Below are 20804 nucleotides of genomic sequence, written 5' to 3' on the forward strand. Positions count from 1 at the left end.
CGAAGTCGTCAATCCGCCCGTCGTGCCGACGGCGACCTGCTCTTTGACGCGAGCGAAACCCGTTCCATTTTCTCGTTCTATTGGCCGCACCTGAAGGCAGATATCGCCGTCATGGAAATCACCACCGAGAATCGGCGCTTCGGCCAGCAACTGCTGATCATCGGCATCGATTCGACCTACGCGATCGGTTTCGTGCAAAAGCTCATGGAGACGTTGGCGCGACCCCAGGCCGGGTTTGCCGGTTTGGCCAAGATGGGCATGAAGCTCGCACAGCGCTACATCCAGCACTGGTGGAAGCACGCCCGCCAGAAGGACCTGGAGAATCCACGTGTCGCCGAAGGCGTGCGCATCGTTGTGGCCCGGAACTTCAAGACCGAGATGGAGTTGGTGATCAAGACGGCGGGGTACGGCCCCACGCTGAAGCCGTTCCACGTTGCCGGTGACCCGCTGTTCTTCTGGGGCGCCGCGTGAGAAAAGCAGCCCGATGGATCCTGGTGGGCTTCGGGGCGGCCGCAGTCGCGGCCTGCGCCTACGCCGTCCATGACCTGCGCAGCGGCGGTGTGATGATGCTGCAGGCCTGCGTTGAAACCTACCCGCGCCCTGCGGCATGGGTCTGCGAGCAGTCGCTGTTCTCGCAGACCCCCGAGGAACTTGCCGAGATGAACCAGCGGGCCGGGGCGCTGTTCGCCGTACACCAGGTCAAGAAAGAATCTGACGCCCATCGGTTCCTGGCCCACTACATCAAAGCCGGGCTGGACATCAACGCCGTCGACCAGCGCAATGCGCAGCGATGGACCGCACTTCACCTGGTTGCGTTGGACGGCGATGCCGCCGGGGTTCGTGTGCTGCTTGATCACGGCGCCGATCCGTCCTTGAAAGATGCCGACGGCAAGACCGCTGCCGAGTTGGCCCGCGAGCGGCACGCCAGGCACCCGTCGCCGGGCCGGGCCGAGGTGGTGAAGCTGCTGGAGGCGCACCAGCCGCGGTCGTAGCGTCCCCGGCAGCCATGGCGGCGGGCGTCGTGACGATCGCGTCATCGTCCGGCATCAAACCCCGGCGCACGCCACAATGCCGCCTGCATCGCAGGCAACGCAGGGCAAGGGACGGCGCTATGGGAGCTGAAACGTGGTTCATCGCACTGGGCGCCATGGCCGCCGGTTTCGTGCAGGGCCTGTCGGGCTTCGCGTTCGGCATGGTGGCCATGTCGATCTGGGTGTGGGGCGTCGACCCCCGCCTGGCGGCGGTGCTGGCCGTGTTCGGTGGCCTGACCGGGCAGGTGATCGCCACCTTCACGGTGCCGCGCCGCTGGAATTGGCCCATGCTGCTGCCGCTGCTGAGCGGCGCCGCGGTCGGTGTGCCGCTCGGGGTGTGGGTGCTGCCCCTGCTCGACGCCGGCTTGTTCAAACTCGTGTTCGGCGCCTTCTTGTTGGTTTGCTGCCCGCTGTTGCTGATGGCGCCGCGTTTGCCGCGCATCGGCAGCGCCGGCTGGCCCAGTGATGCGCTGACCGGGGCTGCGGGCGGCTTCATGGGCGGGCTGGGCGGTTTCACCGGTGTGGTCCCGACGCTGTGGTACACGCTGCGCGGCCTGGAAAAGGACGTGCAGCGCGGCCTGATCCAGAACTTCAACCTGGCGGCCTTGAGCGTGACCATGGCGGCGTACGTGGCCACCGGCGCGGTGACGGCGCCGATGTGGCCGGCCCTGGCCATCGTGGCGGCCTCGCTGCTGGTGCCTGCCCTCATCGGGGCGCGCCTGTACATCGGGCTCAGCCAGCAGGCGTTTCGGCAGGTGGTGCTGGTGCTGCTGACGCTGTCGGGGGCCGCGGTGTTTGCTTCAGGCGTGGCCGCTGTGGTGCGGGGCTAGGCACGCGTTCAGGCGAGAAGAAATGCCCGGTGGCATCGCGGCGTCTTCGAACTCAAGGCCGGCGTTTGCCGTGCGAAGACTGAAGCTGCGAACGAGGGCCGGCGACGACCGGCTCAGCGCCGCGGCCTCCGGCGCATCGGAAAGATCGGCGGCGACGTCCCCACCTGGATCGTGCCCAGCAGTTCGAACCCATGCCGTTCATAAAGGGGAATGTTCTTGGGGTTGGACGATTCAAGATACGCCAGCGCATGGTCTCGGTCGCAGAGGGTCAGCGTGTGTTGCATCAAGGCTGCCCCGTACCCTTTGCCCTGGTGAAGCGGATCCACCCCGAGGAACGGCAAGTACCAATGCGGTTCTTGCGGGTGATGGCGCCCCATCTGTTCGAACACGGCGGCACCGTCCTTCTGCACCTGCGGTGACCCGGTGCGCAGCAGCAGCGCGATCAGTGCCTCATCGTCGGGGCGGACGTCCGGCGGCAACCACAGCGCCGCCCCGGCATGGCCGTCCACGTAGAAGGCGCTGCCCTGAGCGAAAGCCTGGCCCCCGAATGCCGTGGCGAAGTTCGGGAAATGCTGGAGGTAGCGTTCCGGGTCGGGCCATGTCCAACGTGCCGCGGGGTCGGTGCTGAAGGCCAATGCCAGCACGGCAATGGTCGCCGCTTCGTCGGATGCGGTAGCGGTCTTGATGGTCGTCGTCATGTGTCTCGTCCTGCAACCAAGAGCATTCGTCGCAAGCATTGGCTACGGAGAACGCCATCGCCTGGTTCTCCGAAATGCCGCGATGGAAGATCTTCTCCCGGCAATCGGCGTGCGCACCGACCCGACATCATCGCGACAGGCGCCCTTCGGCCCGAGAGATCGCATGGCCGTTCTCGTCGCTCACCGGTTCTTGCGGCTCGAGAAAGGCCAGCGAAAGCTGCTGAGGCACGCTGCGTGCACCCTCGGTACATCAAGAGCCGGCACAGCCTCTCCACGTCGAACTGCAGCGTGGCCCGCTGAGCGTGCGGGCGAGCTGGCCGCTGCACGAGATCCTCGCGGGGCGCAACGAGTGCAACACAAGGGCTGGGGGGCACAGTCGCGCCGTGGGAAGGTCGGCCGAGTCCTTCTCGGAGCCGCTCAACGACTGGAAATCGCCTCGCTTCCGATGTCTTTGTCGCGCTCGGCGGCGGTTTCTCAACAGTCAACCCCCTCGATTGAAGGCGCTTCGTCGCGCGGTCGATCCCGACGAGAGCACACCTGCACGCCTGGCTGACGGACAAGAGCTGTTCGACTCGCAGTTCGAGGCCCGGGCATCGAGTTCTTCAACGGCGTCCACGCGAACCGGGGGCGGCGCCAGCGCAGCTCGTGCGTCGCATAATTTGCCGATGGAGGTCCATCTTGTCAGGCCGCATCCCGCCCTGAGCGCCTGGGTTGCGATGGGGGTGCACCTTTCGTTCGACACGCCAGGGACGCACCTGGTGCCCTGCCACTTTCCCGCTCTTGTCGAAGGCGGGCTCACCGTGGTTCTCGAGGGCCGGTTTTTCGTCAAGGACCCGTCGGGCGCGTTGGTCCCTCTCCCTGCCGGGTTCGTGAGCTGTGCGCGTGCAGTGCCTCTCACGCTCTATCGGACCCCCCGGTTGTGCCTTGCCGGGCTGCGGCTGCAGCCCACCGCGACGGTGGCGCTGCTCCAGTCGAGCCCGCTATCCCTGCCGCACCAGCTTGCCAATGCGTCGGACGTTTTTGGCGACTCGTGGGCGAGGCTGGTTGCGTGCATGAAGGAAGAATCGATTCCGGAGAGGCGCCTGGCGTCCTTGTTGGCATTCGCTCATGATCGCCTGGCCGAGGACGTCCATCGGCAGCGGGCGCACCGCGCCGCGCTGCTGCAGCGTGTCGCCCTGCGGGGAGCGGCCCCTCAGGATGCAGTCGGCCTCTCGGTGCGGCAGTTTGAACGGGTTTTCGCCGGCACTTTCGGCGTCACGCCAAAGCTGTTTCAGCGAGTGGCCCGCGTGGAAGGATTGCTGCGCGATGCCCTTGCCACCGGCACGACCGACGCGGGGCTCGCATTGCGGCACGGCTACTATGACCAATCGCACATGGCACGCGACCTGCGCACGTTGGCTGGCGCTTCACTGAGCAAGCTGATCGAAACCACACGTCAGCGGGACACGGAGAATTGGGCGCTTGCGGTCGGGACATGGCGGGATGGCAGTTGCCCGTCGCACCATGTCGCATTCTTCCTATCTTCCGCCGTGCAGCGCTCATAGGATGCCCGGCCATGTCGCCCAAACGTACAACTCCCCTCCTTGTCATCCTGGCCGTTGCCGGCCTGGTGGTTCCTTGGTCCTTCCATTTCGCGTTCCTGTTGAACGGCGGCAGCTTCGCGCCAGGTCCGTTTCTCGCCGCGGTGTCGGCCAACCAGCTGGTGGCTGGCATCACGTGGGACGTCTACCTGGCGGCCGCAGCGTTCTCGGTTTGGTTGCTTCAAGATGCACCCTCAGCGGGCGTTCGTCGGCCGTGGATCTATGTCGTGCTGACATTCAGCGTGGGACTCGCCTTCACCTTGCCGCTGTACCTCGCGATGCGCAAGGTGCGCGTCGAATCCCGTCGTCTCGTTTGAACGGGTGAGGCGCCGATGTACTTCGCGGAAGAAGAAGTCGCGAGCCGCTACGATCGATATCGACCCAAGGTGCACGGCATCGCCTTGCAGTGGCTGCGTGAGCGGCGAAGGCCCATTCGACCGCGCTGTCGACGTTGCATGCGAAACGGGCGACTCGACCATGCCCCTCGTCGGCATTGCGAAGCAGGTGGAGGGCGTCGACCTGTCCGGACCCATGCTGGCGCATGCCAAAGCCAAGGGGTTGGTGGTGCGGCAGGCACCGTACACCGAACTGGAGCGTGGCGCTTTCGATCTGATCTCCGTCTGCATGGCTTATCACTGGTTCGATGCAGATGCGGCGATATCGGCATTCAAGCGCGCGTCCATGCACCGCGCAACCTGGCTGATCTACAACTTTGCGTTGCTGGGCCACAAGACAGACGAGAGCGTGAGCCGCTGGCTGAAAACCGCTTACCTTTCGAACTTCCCTGATCCTCCTCGAGGCCGCACCGAGTTCGCCGTTCCGGCAACGGACCGCGAGCTTCGTGTCGTCGGCTCGGGCAAGGGCGCCTTGCCAGTGCAGTTCAGTCGCAGCGCCTTGATCGGCTACCTGACGACCCAATCAAACGTGCAGGCAGCGCTCCACGCCGGGCGAACGTATCAGGACATCGAGGCGCACCTGGATCGCGAGCTTCCGGAAGTGGCGTACGGAGCGGAGTTCCTCTACGGCTACAGCTACTCCGTCGTCCAGTTCCAGCGCGCCTGACAGGCGACCCATCTCGCAGACCGCCCCGGCCGGCACTTTTGCACGTTCGGAATCGGGCGCTTGCTGCACAAGTTCTCGTGCACACGGCGACTGCAGAAACGCACCGTTGACGCCCCGGGCACGGCTGCTATCTTCGCGGCCATGAATGTAGCCACCGAGACCAACAACGACCGCCTGCGGGCCCTGGTTGCAGCGCTGGACCTGCCGCAGGCGGTGCTGTTGACCCTGTTCAACCGAGGCCTGGGCCCGCGCGCGTGCACGGCCAGCGTCTGGCGTGCGTGGCTGGAGCCGGCGCAGTCGGCGCGGCACGTTCCGCTCAGCGACGAGATGTGGCAACACGCGGTGTTGCGCCTGGGGGCGCTGACCACCGCGACCGCCTCGGACAACGAAGCCCGGCCTGAAATGGCAAGCGCGTAGGTTCACGCGGCGGGTGTGCGGGCCGGCCTGCACACCCGTCGGGCAGCGTCTGCGACACACGACGCGGTGCGCACAAGAACTGGCATTCGGCCCATGGACGGCACCGCCGTGACAGTTTTTGGGGCTGGATGGATATACAGTCCGCTGCTGGCTGGCCCACCCCGATGTCCGGGCCAACCGCAGGCCCACCCATGAGCACCATCACCCATCCCATACGCGCCGTTCCGGCAGGCACCGACCCGTTCGCGGCACTGAACGAGCAGCAGCGCGCCGCCGTGGAACACGGCATCGGCGTGCAGGGCGCTTGCCCGCCGCTGCTGGTCATTGCCGGTGCCGGCTCCGGCAAGACCATGACCCTGGCGGCGCGCGTGGCGCGCCTGGTGCTCAGCGGCGCCGACCCGCAGCGGCTGCTGCTGCTGACGTTTTCGCGCCGCGCCGCGCAGGAAATGGAGCGCCGCGTCGGCCGCGTGTTGCAGCAGGCCCTGGGGCGGGGCGGCGAGGCCCGTGCGCCGGCGCTGCCGTGGGCCGGCACCTTCCACAGCGTGGGCGCGCGCCTGCTGCGCCACTACGCCGCGCGCATCGGGCTGGCCGAAGACTTCACCATCCACGACCGCGGCGATGCCGAAGACCTGATGGGCTGGGTGCGCGAGGAATTGGGCTATGGCCGTGCCAAGAGCCGCTTCCCGCTGAAGGGCACCTGCCTGTCGATCTACTCGCGCGTGGTCAACGGCCAGGCGTCGCTGACCGACGTGCTGCAGCTGCAGTTTCCGTGGTGCCAGCAATGGGAAGACGAGCTGAAGCGCCTGTTCGGTGCCTACGTGCAGGCCAAGCAGCAGCAACACGTGCTCGACTACGACGACCTGCTGCTGTACTGGGCCGAGATGGTGTCCGAGCCCGGCCTGGCGCTCGAGGTGGGCGGCCGCTTCGACCACCTGCTGGTCGACGAATACCAGGACACCAACCGCTTGCAGGCCAGCATCTTGCGCGCGATGAAACCCGACGGGCAGGGGCTGACCGTGGTGGGCGACGACGCGCAGTCGATCTACTCGTTCCGTGCCGCCGAAGTGCGCAACATCCTCGACTTCCCGTGCCAGTTCAGCCCGCAGGCCGAGGTGGTGGCGCTGGAACGCAACTACCGCTCGACGCAGCCCATCCTCGACGCGTCGAACGCCGTGATGGCGCTGGCGCGCGAACGCCACGCCAAGCAGCTGTGGACCGACCGCCGCTCGTCGGAGAAGCCGGCCCTGGTGACGGTGCTCGACGACGCTGCGCAGGCGCGCTGGGTGGCCGACGCGGTGCTGCAGCACCGCGAAGCCGGGTTGAAGCTCAAATCGCAGGCGGTGCTGTTTCGTTCGTCGCACCACAGCGCCGCGCTGGAACTCGAGCTGGTGCGCCGCAACATCCCGTTCGTCAAGTTCGGCGGGCTGAAGTTTCTGGAAGCGGCGCACATCAAGGACGTGCTGTCGGTGCTGCGCTGGGCCGAAAACCCGCGCAGCCGGCTGGCGGGTTTCAGGGTGGCGCAGCTGGTCCCGGGCATCGGGCCCGCCACCGCGCGGCGCCTGCTCGACGAGCTGCAGGCAGCGGAAGACCCCGCGGCGGCATTGCTGAACTTCGAGGCGCCGCCGGCAGCGCATGACGACTGGCGAGCGTTCAGCGCGCTGTACCGCGAACTGCGCCAGGCCCGGCTCGGCTGGCCCGACGAACTGCAGCGCGTGCAGCAGTGGTACCAACCGCACCTGGAGCGCCTGCACGACGACGCCGCAGTGCGCGCGGCCGACCTGGCGCAGCTGGTGCGCATTGCCGAAGGCTACCGTTCCCGCGAGCAGTTCCTGGTCGAGCTGACGCTCGACCCGCCCGAGGCGACCAGTGCCGAAGCCGGGCCGCCGTTGCTGGACGAGGACTACCTGGTCCTGTCGACCATCCATTCCGCGAAGGGCCAGGAATGGCAGGCCGTCTACCTGCTCAACGCCGTGGACGGCTGCATCCCTTCCGACCTGGCGACCGGCTCGAGCGAGCAGATCGAGGAAGAGCGGCGGCTGCTGTACGTGGCGATGACCCGCGCGCGGCAGCACCTGCAGCTGATCGTGCCGCAGCGCTTCTACGTGCACCAGCAGGGTGTGGCCGACCGGCATGTCTACGGGTCATTGACGCGCTTCGTGCCGCCGCAGGTGGCGGCGCTGTTCGAGGCGCGGCAGCCGTATGCCGTGCAGGGCGGTGGCGAACGGCCGGCGCCGGCAGGGGTGCCGATCGATCTGACGGCGCGGTTGCGGGGGCGTTGGAGCTGATCGACGACACGCCGGGGACAGCCGGTTCGCGCTCGCAAGCGGGCGGCAATGAGGGCAGGGGCCGCGGTGCGCGCGCAACGCTCGTGTTGCCCGATCAACGGCTCGGTGTTAGTCTCGCCGCTCTGGAAATTTGGCCGGTGCGTAATGCCAGCGGCCCAGCGTACGGGAAATTCGATGAAGCAGTTCTTCACGTTGCAAGACATGACGGCGATCCGCACTGATGCTGCGGATGCGTTGCGCCGTTATTGCGAAGCATTGCTTTTCTAGAGCCCCGGATGTCCGGAGGCTCGGCCTCCCAGTTCCACAGAACCCGGTAGGCCGCAAGCCACCGGGTTTTTTGTTGTTGCCTGCTGAGTTGGAGGCTTGGACATGAGTTCTGAACTTGAATTGGTTTGCGTTGCATGCGCCGCGGGCGCAGCGCAGTGCTTCGATTCCATGGAGTGGTTCGCATAGAGCTTCCAGGCCCCGCTGCGCCTGGAGGTCCACCCTTCAGGCAAGACAGCCTGCCGGGTGGTCCACGCCCCGCAGGCTTTTTTTCGCCCGGATGACGGGCACCCGAAGTCAGGCGCGCGCGCCGACAACCCGCCGACAGCTTCGCCTGGCCAGCGAAGCGCATCGGCTTTTCACTCACTCAAACTTGGAGAAACCCATCATGAACAAGGTTCATGTGAACGTCGGAACCATCGGCCACGTCGATCACGGCAAGACGACGCTGACGGCTGCGCTCACTTTCGTGCAGGCTGCCCGCCTCGGTGGCCGCGCGCTGTCGTACGGACAGATCGACAACGCGAAGGAAGAGCGTGAGCGCGGCATCACCATCAACACCTCGCACGTCGAGTACGAGTCGGAGCGCCGCCACTACGCGCACATCGACTGCCCGGGACACGCCGACTACATCAAGAACATGATCACCGGCGCCTCGCAAATGGACGGCGCGATCCTGCTGGTGGACGGCACCGAGGGCGCCGCGCGGCAGACCATCGAGCATGTGCTGCTGGCACGCCAAGTGAACGTCCGCCACATCGTGGTGTTCGTGAACAAGATGGATCTCGTTCCCGAGCATGACCGGGCCGAGATCGGGCAGCTGATCGAGATGGAGATTGGCGCTCTGCTGGCAACGCACGGCTATCACGACGTCTCGTTCGTGTTCGGCAGCGCGATGAAGGCGCTGGCCGCCGCCGAGCGCGGTGAGCTCGACGGCCCGGACGTGCAATGCGTGATCGAACTCGTGAACGCGCTGGACTCGCGCATTCCTGACCCGGTGCGCGACTACAGCAGCCCGTTCATGATGCCGATCGAAGGCGTGCACACCATCGTGGGCCGTGGCACCGTGGTCAGCGGCCGGGTCGAGCGCGGTGTCATCCGCGTCGGCGACAGCGTGGAGATCGTCGGCCTCAGCCCGGCGGACGAGGGCCAGGTGGTCGTCACCGGTGTGCAGTCGTTCCACAAGGACGTCGCCGAGGCCAGCGCCGGCATGAACGTCGGTCTGCTGCTGCGCGGCGTCAAGCGTGACGACGTCGTGCGCGGGCAGGTGATCGTGCGGCCGGGTGCGGTCAAGCCGTACCGGACCGGACGTGCGCAGATCTTCGTCCTCAGCAAGGACGAAGGTGGGCGCCACACCCCGTTCGGCTCGGGCTACCAGCCGCAGTTCTTCTTCGGGCCGACCGACGTCACCGGTGTCCTCCGTGTCGATACGGAAACCGGCCTGGTCGAGCCGGGCACGCAGGCGCAGATCAGCTTCGAGCTGAACAAGCCCGTGGCCATCGAGAAGGGCATGCGGTTCGCGATGCGCGAAGGCGGAAAGACCATCGGCGCTGGCATCGTGACCGAGGTGCTCGGCTGACAAGCTGAGCTTGCTCTCGCCCCTGCCGCTTGCTTGTCAGGCGGCAGGGGTTCTTCTTGTCGGGGCTGGCAGTGCATGGCTGCTGCAGACTGAACAGAGACGTTCGCGACTGACGGCGCGAGCGTCAGCGCTGACCATCACCGGCCCTCGATGGGTCAGCCCCTCGAAGGACAGCAACACCACCAGGACCGGGTATTCGATGGTTGGCGGTCAGAGACTTGGTCTGAGCGGCTGGTGCCTACCCGATCCAATGCGTGCTGCCGACCCAAAGCGGAACACGGACTGACAGAACTCTCCGCTCGGAAGCAGTCACTCTCCGGAGTAAGAGCTGGCCCCTCGCTCAGGGATTCGTAGGCGCACAGGTAGACGCGCGTCGTCGCCTCGCAGTGAGCTTTGCCCGAGCGGCTTCGCCGCAGAGGTCTAGGTTTTCGCCTTCGAGGCCGACGGCTTGTTCTCGCTGTTGGCGTCGATGAGGATGATGTCGGGGTTTCCGACGAGCCCGAGGGTTTTGAGGATGCGCAGCACCTTGTCCAGCTCCGAGTCGCTGAAGTACAAGATCACCTTGAGCGACCGCTTTGTGTTGCTCGCCTTCTCGTAGATGGCGACCTGGTTGCGCAGGTTCTTCTCGAGGCTGGTGTTGCTGGCGAGCTTGAACTCCACGAGGCCGGCGTTCGCCTTACCCATCGAAATCTTGTAGTCAACCGGACCACGGCCGTTGTTGACCTCCGCGTTCACGTCGAACGCCGTCGCGCACCAGGTCAGCCGGAACATCGTCTGCAGGTCGCTCTCGCGCTTCACCGGCTTACCGTCGACGTAGAACAGCCGGTAGCCGTCGTTGTCTTCAATGACGTGCTTCAGGAACGCAACCCGACGGCGGGCCTCTTCCATGGCGTCACCGCTCTCGTCCCCGGTCACGGCCGGCTGCTGCCTACGCAGTTCTTGAAGCTGGCGCGCCAGCTCCTGCACGTTCTCCACAAACTGGGCTTGGGTCACCTTGACCTTAATGTCGCTCTGCGCGTGCGCCTCCGGTGCGTCCTCCTCCTTCATGCGGATGTAGACGTCCAGAACTTCCGGGTGGGCGGCGAGCGTCCTCAGCGCGGCTTCCTTGCGCTCGTTAGCCTTGGTGCGCTCGTCAATCTGGCGCATGAAGTGGTCGCTGACGCGGTTGCGCAGGTCTTCATCGGGGATGGAGACCTGAATCTCGGTGAACTGGGCGAGCATGTCGGCCTGGTTAATCCATGCCTCTTCCCGGGTCAGGATGTCCTTCGGCGTCAGCAACACGTAGTCGCCGTTGAAGTACGGCAACTCGAAGTAGCCGCTCTGCCAACGGCGAGCCTCGTAGTCGAAGACTACCTTGTCGACCCTAAAGCGTCGCACAAACTCCTTGCGCAGGTGCTTAATACCGAATTCCTGCGTGTATTCGAGGAGGAAGTTCTTGATGAGGTTGGTCGTGAAGTCGCTCAAATGGTCGCGGCCGACCCCGTTGCTCAGCAAGCCCAGCTTTTCCAGGTGACTGCCGGCCGTGGTCGCTTCGCGCCCGAAGTTCCGGAACACCGTGCGAAGGTTCGTTGCGAGGGAGCGAGCGAAGTTGGGACCGAGCCCGGTGCCGCCGTTGCCCACCTGGCTGAAGCCCAACCAGTTCTGCTTGACCTCCTTGAACAGGAGCCACTGGTTCATGTCCCCGGCGCTCAGTTCGCCTTCCAGGGCACGCTCCTTCAAGAACACGAGGTACTCGATGATGCCGTCGTGAAGCTTCTTGTACTTGTCCCCCTCGCTATCGAACAGCAGGAACGGGTCCACGAAGAGCGGCAGGTCGTTGACCAGTGCCACGTTGAACGCACCGTAATCATCGACGACCTGCTCATCCACCTCGAACACGTTCGAGAAGTAGATGGGCACGAGGACGTCGTCCTGGTCGTCGAGGCCTGTCTCCATTTCCGCTCCCTGCCTTCGTGGGCTTGTTGTGCCCGGATGTTGGCGGGCACGGGTCCGACGGTTGCGTCGGCGTGTAGGCTACCCCAGACCGGTCGTTCCCGTGCGAATGCTAGTGGCCGAGACCTGCACCTGCGGCTTGACCCGATCTGTTGCAGTCTTGTAAACCTATCGACTCCTCGCCGTAAAGGGGGCATGCTGCGTCTAGCAAGCCCGAACGCAGCGCGGACCTCCGTCTTTTTCAGAAGGCAAACCACCGATCGATCCAGGCCAAACCAAATTCAATGGCCTTGTCGATTTCGTCAAAGTGCCAATCCGGTGCGGATTGACCTGAGGGCGTCACCAGGGACAAGAAGGCACTTCGGCACCTCTCCGACGTCACGACAACGACAGGAAATCGTGGTTCCCCCGGTTCCAGATTTGTGTCCTTGAATTGCCCGATGTCCTCAAAGACTTTCAGAAGCGTGTTGCCCCATCGGTAGGTCAGTCCTCGAAAGTCAAGCACCACACCGTCCGCGTCAAATGCATAAAGCCCATGAATGGCCGCCGTCGCAATGTACGCGCCGTGAGCGTTGCCGCGAGAACCGTCGGGGTACTCACCCTCAAAGGCGACAACCAGTAGCGTTCGGCGTTCTGCTTGGCTGTGATCTACCAGGAAGTACCTGCAAGAAATTCCGTCAGGCGCTCGGGGTGTGGCTTGAATCAGTGAGTAGTTCGGCATGTCGGATTCTCGATGTGGCTTCATCGTGCCGGCTGTTGGGCCATGTGCAGCTTGCAGTCGCTGGAATCAGTCAAACGTGACCTTCACGATGCTTGACCGGCTTGCGATGTCACGCAGCGCTTCGAGAAAATGACCACTGCGAAACGCTTGCACGTGCCCTGTATTGATAAACCGAAGCTCACACTCGCCTGGACAACCAGGGCCACCATTCAGGGCGTCCCAGAATGCATCGAGGTTGCGCCCAAAGTAGCCTGAACCGTCTGGCTGGGCCGATTTCACGTACTCCGACCAGAAGTCCGCTTCCGACTGAACAGTGAGGCAATCGACAACGATGGTTCGCATGCGCTCAGCCTACCTGAAAGCCGTCCCTCATCAATGATCGCTCCTGGCCGAGACCTGCGTCTTACCCGACCCGTCGCGGCTTGACCAGTCGAAAATTCGACGCCGGAAAAGCCGGTGTTCCGCGGTTCACCTATGTCGCATCGGCCTGTTTCCCACACACTGGGCAAACAATGCGCTTGGCATAGCTGGCCAGTGTGAGCCCGCAGCAACTGCCTTCTTGGCTTGGGCCCTCACCCTCCGTGACGAACTCCCCAAGATGTTGCGGCCGCGCGAGCACAAGTATCTCCCACGGTGACGGCATACCAGGCGCCTCATTGACTCGGTGGGCCTCCGCAAGCACGAGCTTCGTCGACTGCCATTCAGGGCGCCCCACTTCGGCATCGCGCGCCTCCAGCGCCAAGGCGACTACCTCGACGAGCCGTCGTTCGGACAGGGACGTAAGGGCGTCCACCAGTTCGCGATCTGAAAAGCTCCTCATACCGGGTCCAGCCGAGGCGGCGGTTCGTGCAAAGCGACCTCCCAGTCCTCGTAGGGCGGCTCGACTTGAAAGCTCGGATCGCAATATGCCCGGAGATAGTCGGTTGCTCTCTTTTGCGCGTAATGCGCATTCATCACGCGCCCTGTCTCGTCGAGCTGTAAGACGTTCGCGAATATCGCATAGACCTGCTCAATTGCGCTCGGATCATTTCCATACAGGTCTAGGTACTTGATGCCTTCAAGCGTGTACTGAGTACCGCTTGCCATGAAGTACGCGAACGTTCGTAGCGCGCCGCTGAATGAGTGACTCAGGTGTTGCATCGGGATCCCGAACGGAGGTGTGCAGCCTAACCGAAAACCGGTCGTTGGCGACCGGCTGCTCCTGGCCGGCAGCACGGTTTCGTGACCCACCCAGGAAGCTGACGATCAGCGCGTACGCGCCACGCGTCAGCGGCCACCTTTCGCTGCTCTGCGGGACGCCGGTTTTCGGCCATTTGCAGACGCTGGCGCGAGATCGAGCCGGCGGGGTGCTCTGCTCCGCTCATGTCCCCCGCGACGGGCTACGCCCGCCGCTCCTCCTTTACTTCGCTGCGCAGAACACCCCGCCGGCCCGATCCACCACCGCACGTTGTTCGCGACTTCGAAGGCAGCGAGCCGCTCAGGCAAAGGGTGCCGGGTGGCCGACGCAGCGAAGTAAAGGAGGAGGGATGGGCGTAGCCCATCCCGGGGGACATGAGCGGAGTCGGCTACCCGGCGCCCTTTGCGCGCGCATAGCTCACAAACGAAGGACTGCATCGGGTCGCAAGCGGTTGGTCACTGACTGGCGAAAGAGGCTGGCGGATGGCCTCTCGTGGCCGTCCTAAGGAATCTCCAACACTTCTCCCTCGGCAAACCAGCCGCTTTCCTGCCGCGCGAATCTCAGGGCTTCGGTCGGGTTCTCAGCCCATAAGACAAGCGCCAGCGATTCACGGGCCCTACTGCAGGTGACGTACAACAGTCGCAGGCTCCGGTCGATCGTCGTCTCCTTGCCAGCCTGGATGTTGTCCAAATCGCGCTCTCCCAGTTCGGTCGCGCCAAACAGCTTGTCGTAGGAGATTTGGTGGCCACCGGACTGGTCGTCGTCCATGACCACCATGACGTGCGTGAACTCCGATCCCTTGACCACTTGGTGCGTGGCGAGTTCGGACTGGCCGGCCAGGTAGCGCCGATACCGCTCCAGTTCGGTCCATGGCGCTTTGAACAGCGCGCACCACCCCCTTCGCCGTCGCGCGTCGTCCGTCTCGGTTTCTTTGCGCGGAATCGGCGCCGCCGGCGGCGGCGTCGGGTCGGCAAACTGCTGAAGCAGCCGAGCGTCCACCTTGAACACCTGCGCCTTGATGATGGGCGCTACGACGTCAGCGACGGTGGCGTCTGGCTTGACGCATGTCACGCCAAACGCCACGACGGCATCATGCATTTCTTCCGTCCGCGCAATCCGCTGATCGGCGTCGGCCGGCAACTGCTCAAGGCAGCCGGCGCGCCGCAGCACTTCGGTGGCCGCGAACTCGTTGACGGACCCGTCCGCGGCTACACAGGCCGCGAGCTGCGCGAGATCGTGCAGCACCAGCCGAGCGGCTGAAGGTCCGGTGTTCTCGCCCCTGCCCGATGGTGCCGCAGCGTTCGGGTCGATGAGCGTCATCGCCGTGTAGACGTTCAAGAAGTCGCCGCGCGCCGCAACGAGCTTGTGCTCCAGCGCGAGCGACTGGAAGCCGCCGGGTGTCGCCCATGCGTCGCTGTTGGCCGCCTGCTGCATCTGCGAGGCAACCCAGGCTTCCTTCTGGCGCTTTTCTGGTGTCGAGAGGGATGCACGCCCGATGAACAAGCGCACCGTGCCGCCAGTCTTCTCAGTGCGGGGATGCTGTTCGACACCTGAGGCGGGCTGTGTACGACCCGCCAGCTTCGCCGCCCAGATACTGTTGATGAGTTGAACAATTCGCTGCTGGCTGCGGTGGTTCATCTTCAGCTCGGGCTTGGCCCAGCCGTCGGGCACGAGGCCTGGCAGGTCGGAATGCCCGTCCATGTAGATGCGCTGGCGGTGATCCCCGAGGAGGCCGAGCGTGAGACCGCTGCCCCTGGGCTCCGCAAGTTTCATCAGTGCGTCCAAAACCGACTTCATCGTGTCCTGGGACTCGTCGATCAGGATGATGGGGTGACGGTCGTGCAGGATGGTTCGCAGCGTCGGCCGGTGCAACAGCATCCAAGCCGTGGCGTCTAGCACTTGGCCATGCTCCAAGGCTCCATCACCGTAGGTGTCCTTGTCGGGGTGGTAGATGAACGTCGGCACGGCCTTCAGGGCTTCGATTTCCGCCTCAATTTCTGCGAAGTTCCTAAGGTCCGTCTTGCTGATGCCCTTCGCCTTCTTCGCCGCCTCGACGCGCTTGTCTTCGAGCTTCGCCGTCTTGACGGCGATGAGCGCCGCTCGGATGTCGTCGTTGAAGCCGCCGATCAGTTCCCAGCAAAACGAGTGGATGGTGGAGACGGCGACCAAGTCGTTGATGCCCAGCCGGCCGCTGATGACCGCGACGGCGTTCTTGGTGTAGGTGACGACGCGTATCGATCGACCATAGAGGCGCAGGCGGTGTGCCAGCTTCCCGCCGCTTTCGTGCGGTACGACGCTGGTGAGCCGGCGCAGCACTTCAACCAGCGTGCGCGTCTTGCCCGAGCCGGCTCCTGCAAATAGGAAGAAGCTGCGCGGCGGATGCTCCGTCAAGTAAGCGCAAATTTCCTCGACGACGCCGGCGTCGCGGTCGTTGCCTTCAAGGACGACGGTGCCCTTCATGGCGTTGCGTCCACGGCGGGATCAAGTTCGTCCTGCAGCCAGGCGAGGGCGTCAGCGATGTACTTCGGGCAGGTCACGTTTTCACCAGTCGCGACGCGCTCGAAGATGCTGGCCGCGAAATCGCCCTTGCTGAACGAATCGCGCATCAAAGCGTGAAGGTCGTTCAGCAGGTCAACCGCGGTGGCAGCGCCTGCAACCGCCTCCGCCACATCGGCCAGCGCTCCGGTCGGTGGTTTGAGCTTCTTATCGTCCTCAGCCTTCTGCTGGCCACTGGCTTTTGCAGCCTTCGCTTCTTCGGCGAGCTTGTTCAGCCCCTTGAACCAATCGATGTTGGTAAGGATCAGCGAGTCCTCGAACGTCGTCGGCCATTGGCCGCCTGCCTCGGCAACCGGCAGTTGCCAGGCGAACCGGACCTTGCAGTCCGGGGCGCCTGTCCAGATGAGTTGGGCAGGCGTCGGCGCCTTGAAGTCGTCCACGTTCTGCAGTTGGGGATGCCATTCGCGCAGCGTCGCATTGCCGCACCTGAGGCCAGCCTGGCCTGTGTTCGCCGTAGCCATCCAGCGCATCTTGCCTTTGGGGCCGGCCTTCTTCTCCGTTGGGTCGAGGTCGGTGATGACGACGGTGGGAATCCGGAGCTTCTCGACCAGGGGCCTCAGCCGGTGGGCGTGGCTACCGCCGATGTCCAGAAAGGAGACGTAGCGGCTGTTCAATTTCTCGTACTTCAGCTCCATGAAGAGCGGCACGAGCATGCGCTCCGCGACGCCTTCCACGAACAGGGCGGCGTTGGCGAACAGTAGATCGGTGTGCTGCACGCGGAAGTAGCGTTCCGCGAATTGACGCGTCTCGTCGTCGTCGCCAAACACCTCGCCCAGGTCGACGACTTCGGTGCTCGGCGTGGGATGGGACGTCGAGGGCGGGATACGCCGCACGTACCGCAGCCGGTCGAAGTCCTCGGCGTGCGCGAGATGGCTGGAATGCGTGCTGATCAGCAGTTGACTTCTCAGCGCGCTGGCATCCTTGTCCGTCGGGCTGATGAGCTTGTGCGCCTTGTCCGGAAAGATGCGCTGCACTTGGACGTGCAGGTGGGCCTCGGGCTCCTCGATCATGACGAGGTGGACAGGGGGCGGCGAGCCTTTTTCGGGGTTCATGCGCGCGGTCTTGAACGACACGAGCTGGTAGCTCAGCGACTGCAGGTTTTGGTAGCCCAGACCAATCGAGAACTCCGGCAGCATATCTTCGCCGGTCCCGCCTTTCATGCTGTACTGGACGGCGGTGCTGTGGTCGAGCAGGTCGGCGGTGTGGATGCGCGTCCTGAATCGGATTTCCTGAGGATCATGAAGGCCGGGGTAGCCAAGCAGCTTCACCTCGGCAACTGAGGACGCCAAGGCATCGTGGATCTTCTGGTCCAGGTCCTTCTGCGCATTGGCGACAGCCTGGATGAGGTCGGCACGTTGCCCGTGCCCGGTCGCGGCGACGTTGAGATGCTGGCGCGCAAACTTCAGGAGCTGGTTCGAGAACAGGCCGACGGGATGTGACGACGCCGTGGACTTGGAGTCGGCCTCTTCGGAGCCGAGGCCCCGCTGGGCCGCGACGAAGTCGACGCGGATCAGCTTGGTCAGGTGCTTGCGGTCGGCTGGCTGCGCACCGGCCGCTAAGACCTGGGTCTGGTAGGTCTTGATCCCCTGGATGGGATTGTTGGCGGCATCAAGGCTGTACGGCCTGACCTGTCCGAGCTTCCTGGGCTCACGTAGCCAGTAGTCGAGCAGGTCGATCGGCCAAGCGAGCGATTCGCTGCTCATGCCTTTCACGGGTTCGCGCGCGCGGTTGTAGGCCCAGGCCAGCTCTTTGAGCGACGCGACATCGCTGGCCGGCTCCAGGCGCAGCCGGACGCCAACAGCGCCACCTTTCCAGATCAGCTTGGACAAGAAGGGCTGGACGTAGTGGAACATCCCGGCCTCAGCGTCGAACCACAGATCCAGCGTGGGCATCGCCGCCAACAGCGTCGCGAGTTGGTCTTCCCAGTTTTCTCCCTCCTTCGGCGCGGCGGTCGCTGGATCCTCCGTCAACGCTTCCCATTTGACGCCCAGCGCACGGAGCGCGGGCCACTCCGACAGGCTGATGTCGAACGCGCCGAAGGGCGAGGATTCAGCCAGGAAGTGCCGTAGCGCGGTGAGGATGGCGGTCTTGCCGCTGTTGTTGGCACCCACAAGAATCGTCGTCTGCGGATCCAGGTCCAACTGAACCCTACCCAGGCGTCGGAACCTACACAGCTCCACAAACCGCAGCGTGATGCTTCCCGACGGCCCTGCTGCTGCTGCTGCTGCTGCTGCTGGTGCTGGTGCTGGTGCTGGTGCTGGTGCGGCGGAGGCTGCGGCTGGTGGTGTAGGTGCTGCTGGCGTGCTCATGGCACCGTGCCTCCCGTATTGCGTGCCCGCGCTTGCCGCGGCGTTGATACAAGAGGCTCCGATGCCATCCGGTCGCGCCGGCGCGTGCTCTGCCAAGCCCCTCCCATGCTCTGATTGGACTGCAAAGGGGCGGCGACTGTCGCTCGTGGAAAGTACTATCTTCGCCGCGCCGGTCGGTGATGTTGTTCATCGAAAATCATCCGATGGCAAAGCTGAAGTCTGAGCGACATCACTGGTGGCCCGTGTGCGTGTCTTGTCACTGAGCGGGGGAGGATGGCAAGACCAGCTGGCTCAACCCGGATGGAAGCACCGTGCGGTTCCCGCCGGCCAGACTTGGCGTCATCGGCAATGGGCACCTCATAAAGCTGGGGCGCAACGATGAGGACACGGTTTAGGACCAGAGCTTCGAGCGCGTGTTCGACCGGGCGGACGACGCCTTCCTCGGCCTGATCAGGTGGCTGGAACGGCTTGAGCGCAGGCCTGTACGTGACGTTCGGGAACTGAGGCAGCGCTTCATCCCGCAGCCGTGCACTGATGTGGAGTTAGCGCGCATGACCGAGTGCGCGGTCTCTCTGGCGGTGCGCGGCCCCATGAATCGGGAAGCGTCTGTCGCCCTGGCGGAGCGCCAGCGAGGGCCGCTAGCGACGTCTGAGCGTAACGCCCTGATCGGCCTGAACATGAGGAACTCCCATCGCGTGATCGCTGACAGCATCAAGTCGCGCGGCAAGTTCGTCGCGGTGTACTCGCAGGGCAGGGAGTTCGTCTTCGGGGACGGCTTCTTCCACAACGTCAAGAACGTCCAGAACGTCCCGTGGTCGCCAGAGCTCTTCGTGCCGATCACGCCGCACGTCTCCGTGCTCGTGTGCCGGCCGTCCTAGTACACGGTCGAGCCCAGGCTCACGACGCTGGTGCTGGACGACCACGAGGTCGAAGCGACGTCTGAGCGCAACGCCCTGATCGGCCTGAACATGAGGAACTCCCATCGCGTGATCGCTGACAGCATCAAGTCGCGCGGCAAGTTCGTCGCGGTGTACTCGCAGGGCAGGGAGTTCGTCTTCGGGGACGGCTTCTTCCACAACGTCAAGAACGTCCAGAACGTCCTGTGGTCGCCAGAGCTCTTCGTGCCGATCACGCCGCACGTCTCCGTGCTCGTGTGCCGGCCGTCCTAGTACACGGTCGAGCCCAGGCTCACGACGCTGGTGCTGGACGACCACGAGGTCGACATCTGCAACAAAACGGTGCAGGTCTATGCGAAGAATGCGATCTTTTTCCGCTCGCAGCAGCCCGCGCTCACCGAGGAATTCCAGTAGGGCGAGCACCTGGAGTTTACGCGTCCCGGGAATCCCCTCGACAGCCTGATCCACAGCATCCCGGGGGTGCCCGCCAGGGACACCTCGTTGGACCGCATCTTCCACCCAGACGGTCGCGGAGGAGCGTGGGCCGAGCTGCATTGATTCGCGCGACTCCGCTACCGCATATAGCTGTCATTCGCACCAAGCGCTTTCGCCAGGGCCAGCGACTGCTTGCGACAAAGTAGTCGCCTTACGCACCGTCCATTCGAATGGCAGCAACCGCTGCACTGCCGACATCTACCTGACCCATCACCCCGAACCTACCCCCTTGGACGAAACCGGCGCACCGTCCCTTCCCACGGAAGAAAGTAGCTCTCCGTCAACCACAGGCCGGTGTCGGCCACGTTGCGCTGGGCGCTGTTCAGGAAGCCTTGCAGATCTTCTGCGGCCAGAACATCCACGCCCACGCGGTCGGCCATCAGCTGGCAGAAAGAGCTGCCGCTGGAGCGGCCGCCACCAGTGGTGCTCGACGCCGCGGCACACACCCACAGCTCGATCCGGCCGCCGCGCACGAACTTGCCGCGCATCTGGTCCAGTGCCCACAGGTTGCTGTCCGTCAGTGGGTCGGCCGATATCAAGATGCCGCGGGTCACGCCGTTCGTGATGATGCCGTGGCCGAAGAGGATCAGCACGTCGAGCAGCCCCATCAAGTCGGCCGACAGGGCCAGCTGCCGGCCGATCACATCGGCATGCATCGTCGGTGGGCACGCGAGCAACTGGTGCGGGGTGGGGTAGTGGTGGTCTCGCAGTTGCTGCGCCGATGGGGAAGACAGCACAGTCGCCGCCCTGGGGAAGGCGGCGTCGTAAGCGAGCAGGGTGCCTGGCATGCCGCGCTCCTCGTTCAGGCCGCACAACGATTCGGCGGCGCCAGCCGGCAAGGGCAGGTCATGCCGGCGTGAGTGAGTATGGGCGCCGTCATGGCGCCGATCAACCAGGACCACCCCCTAAGTTCGCAGGGCGTGGCGGTGTCGGGCCGCAGCGATACCATCGTTCTTCCAGCCTTTACCTTGC

At 64.5% G+C, this 20804-nt stretch carries 19 protein-coding genes; 11 read left to right on the forward strand and 8 right to left on the reverse strand.

Annotated features, from left to right (window positions below; all coding sequences use genetic code 11):
• Positions 1-111 precede the first annotated feature (111 nt).
• The 3 genes from M8A51_RS10480 to M8A51_RS10490 all read left to right on the forward strand — a co-directional run bounded on the left by M8A51_RS10480 (position 112) and on the right by M8A51_RS10490 (position 1861).
• On the forward strand, positions 112-471 hold the full coding sequence (locus M8A51_RS10480; protein ID WP_251778162.1) for a hypothetical protein: 360 nt from the start codon (positions 112-114) through the stop codon (positions 469-471).
• Entirely contained in the window at positions 468-992 is a 525-nt protein-coding gene (locus tag M8A51_RS26510; protein WP_251778163.1) for an ankyrin repeat domain-containing protein, read from the forward strand. The genes M8A51_RS10480 and M8A51_RS26510 overlap by 4 nt, the downstream gene beginning before the upstream one ends.
• Positions 993-1111: 119 nt before the next feature.
• Positions 1112-1861, forward strand: a complete 750-nt coding sequence (locus tag M8A51_RS10490; RefSeq protein ID WP_251778164.1) for a sulfite exporter TauE/SafE family protein — start codon at positions 1112-1114, stop codon at positions 1859-1861.
• A gap of 113 nt (positions 1862-1974) precedes the next feature.
• Here M8A51_RS10490 and M8A51_RS10495 read toward each other — a convergent pair whose 3' ends face one another.
• On the reverse strand, positions 1975-2559 hold the full coding sequence (locus tag M8A51_RS10495; protein ID WP_251778165.1) for a GNAT family N-acetyltransferase: 585 nt from the start codon (positions 2557-2559) through the stop codon (positions 1975-1977).
• 665 nt (positions 2560-3224) lie between these two features.
• Between M8A51_RS10495 and M8A51_RS10500 the strand changes: the two genes are divergently transcribed.
• From M8A51_RS10500 to M8A51_RS10525, 6 genes are all read left to right on the forward strand, one after another.
• Positions 3225-4103: a helix-turn-helix domain-containing protein gene (locus M8A51_RS10500; RefSeq protein WP_251778167.1), complete on the forward strand. Its 879-nt coding sequence runs from the start codon at positions 3225-3227 to the stop codon at positions 4101-4103.
• Positions 4104-4114: 11 nt separating this feature from the next.
• Positions 4115-4456 carry a DUF2834 domain-containing protein gene (locus M8A51_RS10505; RefSeq protein WP_251778168.1) on the forward strand — a complete coding sequence of 114 codons (342 nt, stop codon included), beginning with the start codon at positions 4115-4117 and terminating at the stop codon, positions 4454-4456.
• 97 nt (positions 4457-4553) lie between these two features.
• The gene (locus M8A51_RS10510; protein WP_251778169.1) at positions 4554-5201 is read left to right on the forward strand and encodes a class I SAM-dependent methyltransferase; all 648 of its coding nucleotides are present in this window, start codon (positions 4554-4556) and stop codon (positions 5199-5201) included.
• Positions 5202-5342: 141 nt separating this feature from the next.
• Complete coding sequence (locus M8A51_RS10515; protein WP_251778170.1) at positions 5343-5618, forward strand: hypothetical protein; 276 nt, start codon at positions 5343-5345, stop codon at positions 5616-5618.
• Positions 5619-5818: 200 nt separating this feature from the next.
• Complete coding sequence (locus M8A51_RS10520; protein ID WP_407062222.1) at positions 5819-7903, forward strand: ATP-dependent helicase; 2085 nt, start codon at positions 5819-5821, stop codon at positions 7901-7903.
• Positions 7904-8555: 652 nt separating this feature from the next.
• Positions 8556-9746: an elongation factor Tu gene (locus tag M8A51_RS10525; RefSeq protein ID WP_251778172.1), complete on the forward strand. Its 1191-nt coding sequence runs from the start codon at positions 8556-8558 to the stop codon at positions 9744-9746.
• Between the two features lie 420 nt (positions 9747-10166).
• On the opposite strand, the gene M8A51_RS10530 is transcribed toward M8A51_RS10525, so the two are convergent.
• The 6 genes from M8A51_RS10530 to M8A51_RS10555 form a co-directional block, all read right to left on the reverse strand.
• Entirely contained in the window at positions 10167-11681 is a 1515-nt protein-coding gene (locus tag M8A51_RS10530; RefSeq protein ID WP_251778173.1) for a hypothetical protein, read from the reverse strand.
• Between the two features lie 238 nt (positions 11682-11919).
• Positions 11920-12399, reverse strand: coding sequence for a hypothetical protein (locus tag M8A51_RS10535; protein WP_251778174.1), 480 nt, complete (start codon positions 12397-12399; stop codon positions 11920-11922).
• A gap of 66 nt (positions 12400-12465) precedes the next feature.
• On the reverse strand, positions 12466-12741 hold the full coding sequence (locus M8A51_RS10540; protein WP_251778175.1) for a barstar family protein: 276 nt from the start codon (positions 12739-12741) through the stop codon (positions 12466-12468).
• 474 nt (positions 12742-13215) lie between these two features.
• Positions 13216-13539, reverse strand: a complete 324-nt coding sequence (locus M8A51_RS10545; protein ID WP_251778176.1) for a DUF7677 family protein — start codon at positions 13537-13539, stop codon at positions 13216-13218.
• A gap of 538 nt (positions 13540-14077) precedes the next feature.
• Positions 14078-16036, reverse strand: coding sequence for a UvrD-helicase domain-containing protein (locus M8A51_RS10550; RefSeq protein ID WP_251778177.1), 1959 nt, complete (start codon positions 16034-16036; stop codon positions 14078-14080).
• Positions 16033-18312 (reverse strand): AAA family ATPase, encoded by a 2280-nt coding sequence (locus M8A51_RS10555; RefSeq protein WP_368408540.1) that lies wholly within the window; start codon positions 18310-18312, stop codon positions 16033-16035. Before M8A51_RS10555 ends, M8A51_RS10550 begins: the two co-directional genes overlap by 4 nt.
• Positions 18313-18854: 542 nt before the next feature.
• Here M8A51_RS10555 and M8A51_RS10560 point away from each other — a divergent pair.
• Positions 18855-19319, forward strand: coding sequence for a hypothetical protein (locus M8A51_RS10560; RefSeq protein ID WP_251778180.1), 465 nt, complete (start codon positions 18855-18857; stop codon positions 19317-19319).
• A gap of 30 nt (positions 19320-19349) precedes the next feature.
• Positions 19350-19610 (forward strand): hypothetical protein, encoded by a 261-nt coding sequence (locus M8A51_RS10565; protein ID WP_251778181.1) that lies wholly within the window; start codon positions 19350-19352, stop codon positions 19608-19610.
• Positions 19611-20053: 443 nt separating this feature from the next.
• Here the strand turns inward: M8A51_RS10565 and M8A51_RS10570 are convergent, their stop codons facing one another.
• Positions 20054-20620, reverse strand: a complete 567-nt coding sequence (locus M8A51_RS10570) for a hypothetical protein (RefSeq protein ID WP_251778183.1) — start codon at positions 20618-20620, stop codon at positions 20054-20056.
• Between the last annotated feature and the right edge of the window lie 184 nt (positions 20621-20804).

It is taken from the genome of Caldimonas mangrovi, from assembly GCF_023721835.1.
Taxonomy (GTDB): Bacteria; Pseudomonadota; Gammaproteobacteria; order Burkholderiales; family Burkholderiaceae_C; genus Caldimonas; species Caldimonas mangrovi.

Bases quoted from the DNA above. Each gene is read 5' to 3' on its own strand.
- M8A51_RS10495 (WP_251778165.1), bottom strand. From the start codon at position 2,559: ATGACGACGACCATCAAGACCGCTACCGCATCCGACGAAGCGGCGACC.
- M8A51_RS10540 (WP_251778175.1), bottom strand. From the start codon at position 12,741: ATGCGAACCATCGTTGTCGATTGCCTCACTGTTCAGTCGGAAGCGGAC.
- M8A51_RS10500 (WP_251778167.1), top strand. From the start codon at position 3,225: ATGGAGGTCCATCTTGTCAGGCCGCATCCCGCCCTGAGCGCCTGGGTT.
- M8A51_RS10530 (WP_251778173.1), bottom strand. From the start codon at position 11,681: ATGGAGACAGGCCTCGACGACCAGGACGACGTCCTCGTGCCCATCTAC.
- M8A51_RS10490 (WP_251778164.1), top strand. From the start codon at position 1,112: ATGGGAGCTGAAACGTGGTTCATCGCACTGGGCGCCATGGCCGCCGGT.
- M8A51_RS10515 (WP_251778170.1), top strand. From the start codon at position 5,343: ATGAATGTAGCCACCGAGACCAACAACGACCGCCTGCGGGCCCTGGTT.
- M8A51_RS10550 (WP_251778177.1), bottom strand. From the start codon at position 16,036: ATGAAGGGCACCGTCGTCCTTGAAGGCAACGACCGCGACGCCGGCGTC.
- M8A51_RS10570 (WP_251778183.1), bottom strand. From the start codon at position 20,620: ATGCCAGGCACCCTGCTCGCTTACGACGCCGCCTTCCCCAGGGCGGCG.
- M8A51_RS10545 (WP_251778176.1), bottom strand. From the start codon at position 13,539: ATGCAACACCTGAGTCACTCATTCAGCGGCGCGCTACGAACGTTCGCG.
- M8A51_RS10505 (WP_251778168.1), top strand. From the start codon at position 4,115: ATGTCGCCCAAACGTACAACTCCCCTCCTTGTCATCCTGGCCGTTGCC.
- M8A51_RS10535 (WP_251778174.1), bottom strand. From the start codon at position 12,399: ATGCCGAACTACTCACTGATTCAAGCCACACCCCGAGCGCCTGACGGA.
- M8A51_RS10525 (WP_251778172.1), top strand. From the start codon at position 8,556: ATGAACAAGGTTCATGTGAACGTCGGAACCATCGGCCACGTCGATCAC.
- M8A51_RS10480 (WP_251778162.1), top strand. From the start codon at position 112: ATGGAAATCACCACCGAGAATCGGCGCTTCGGCCAGCAACTGCTGATC.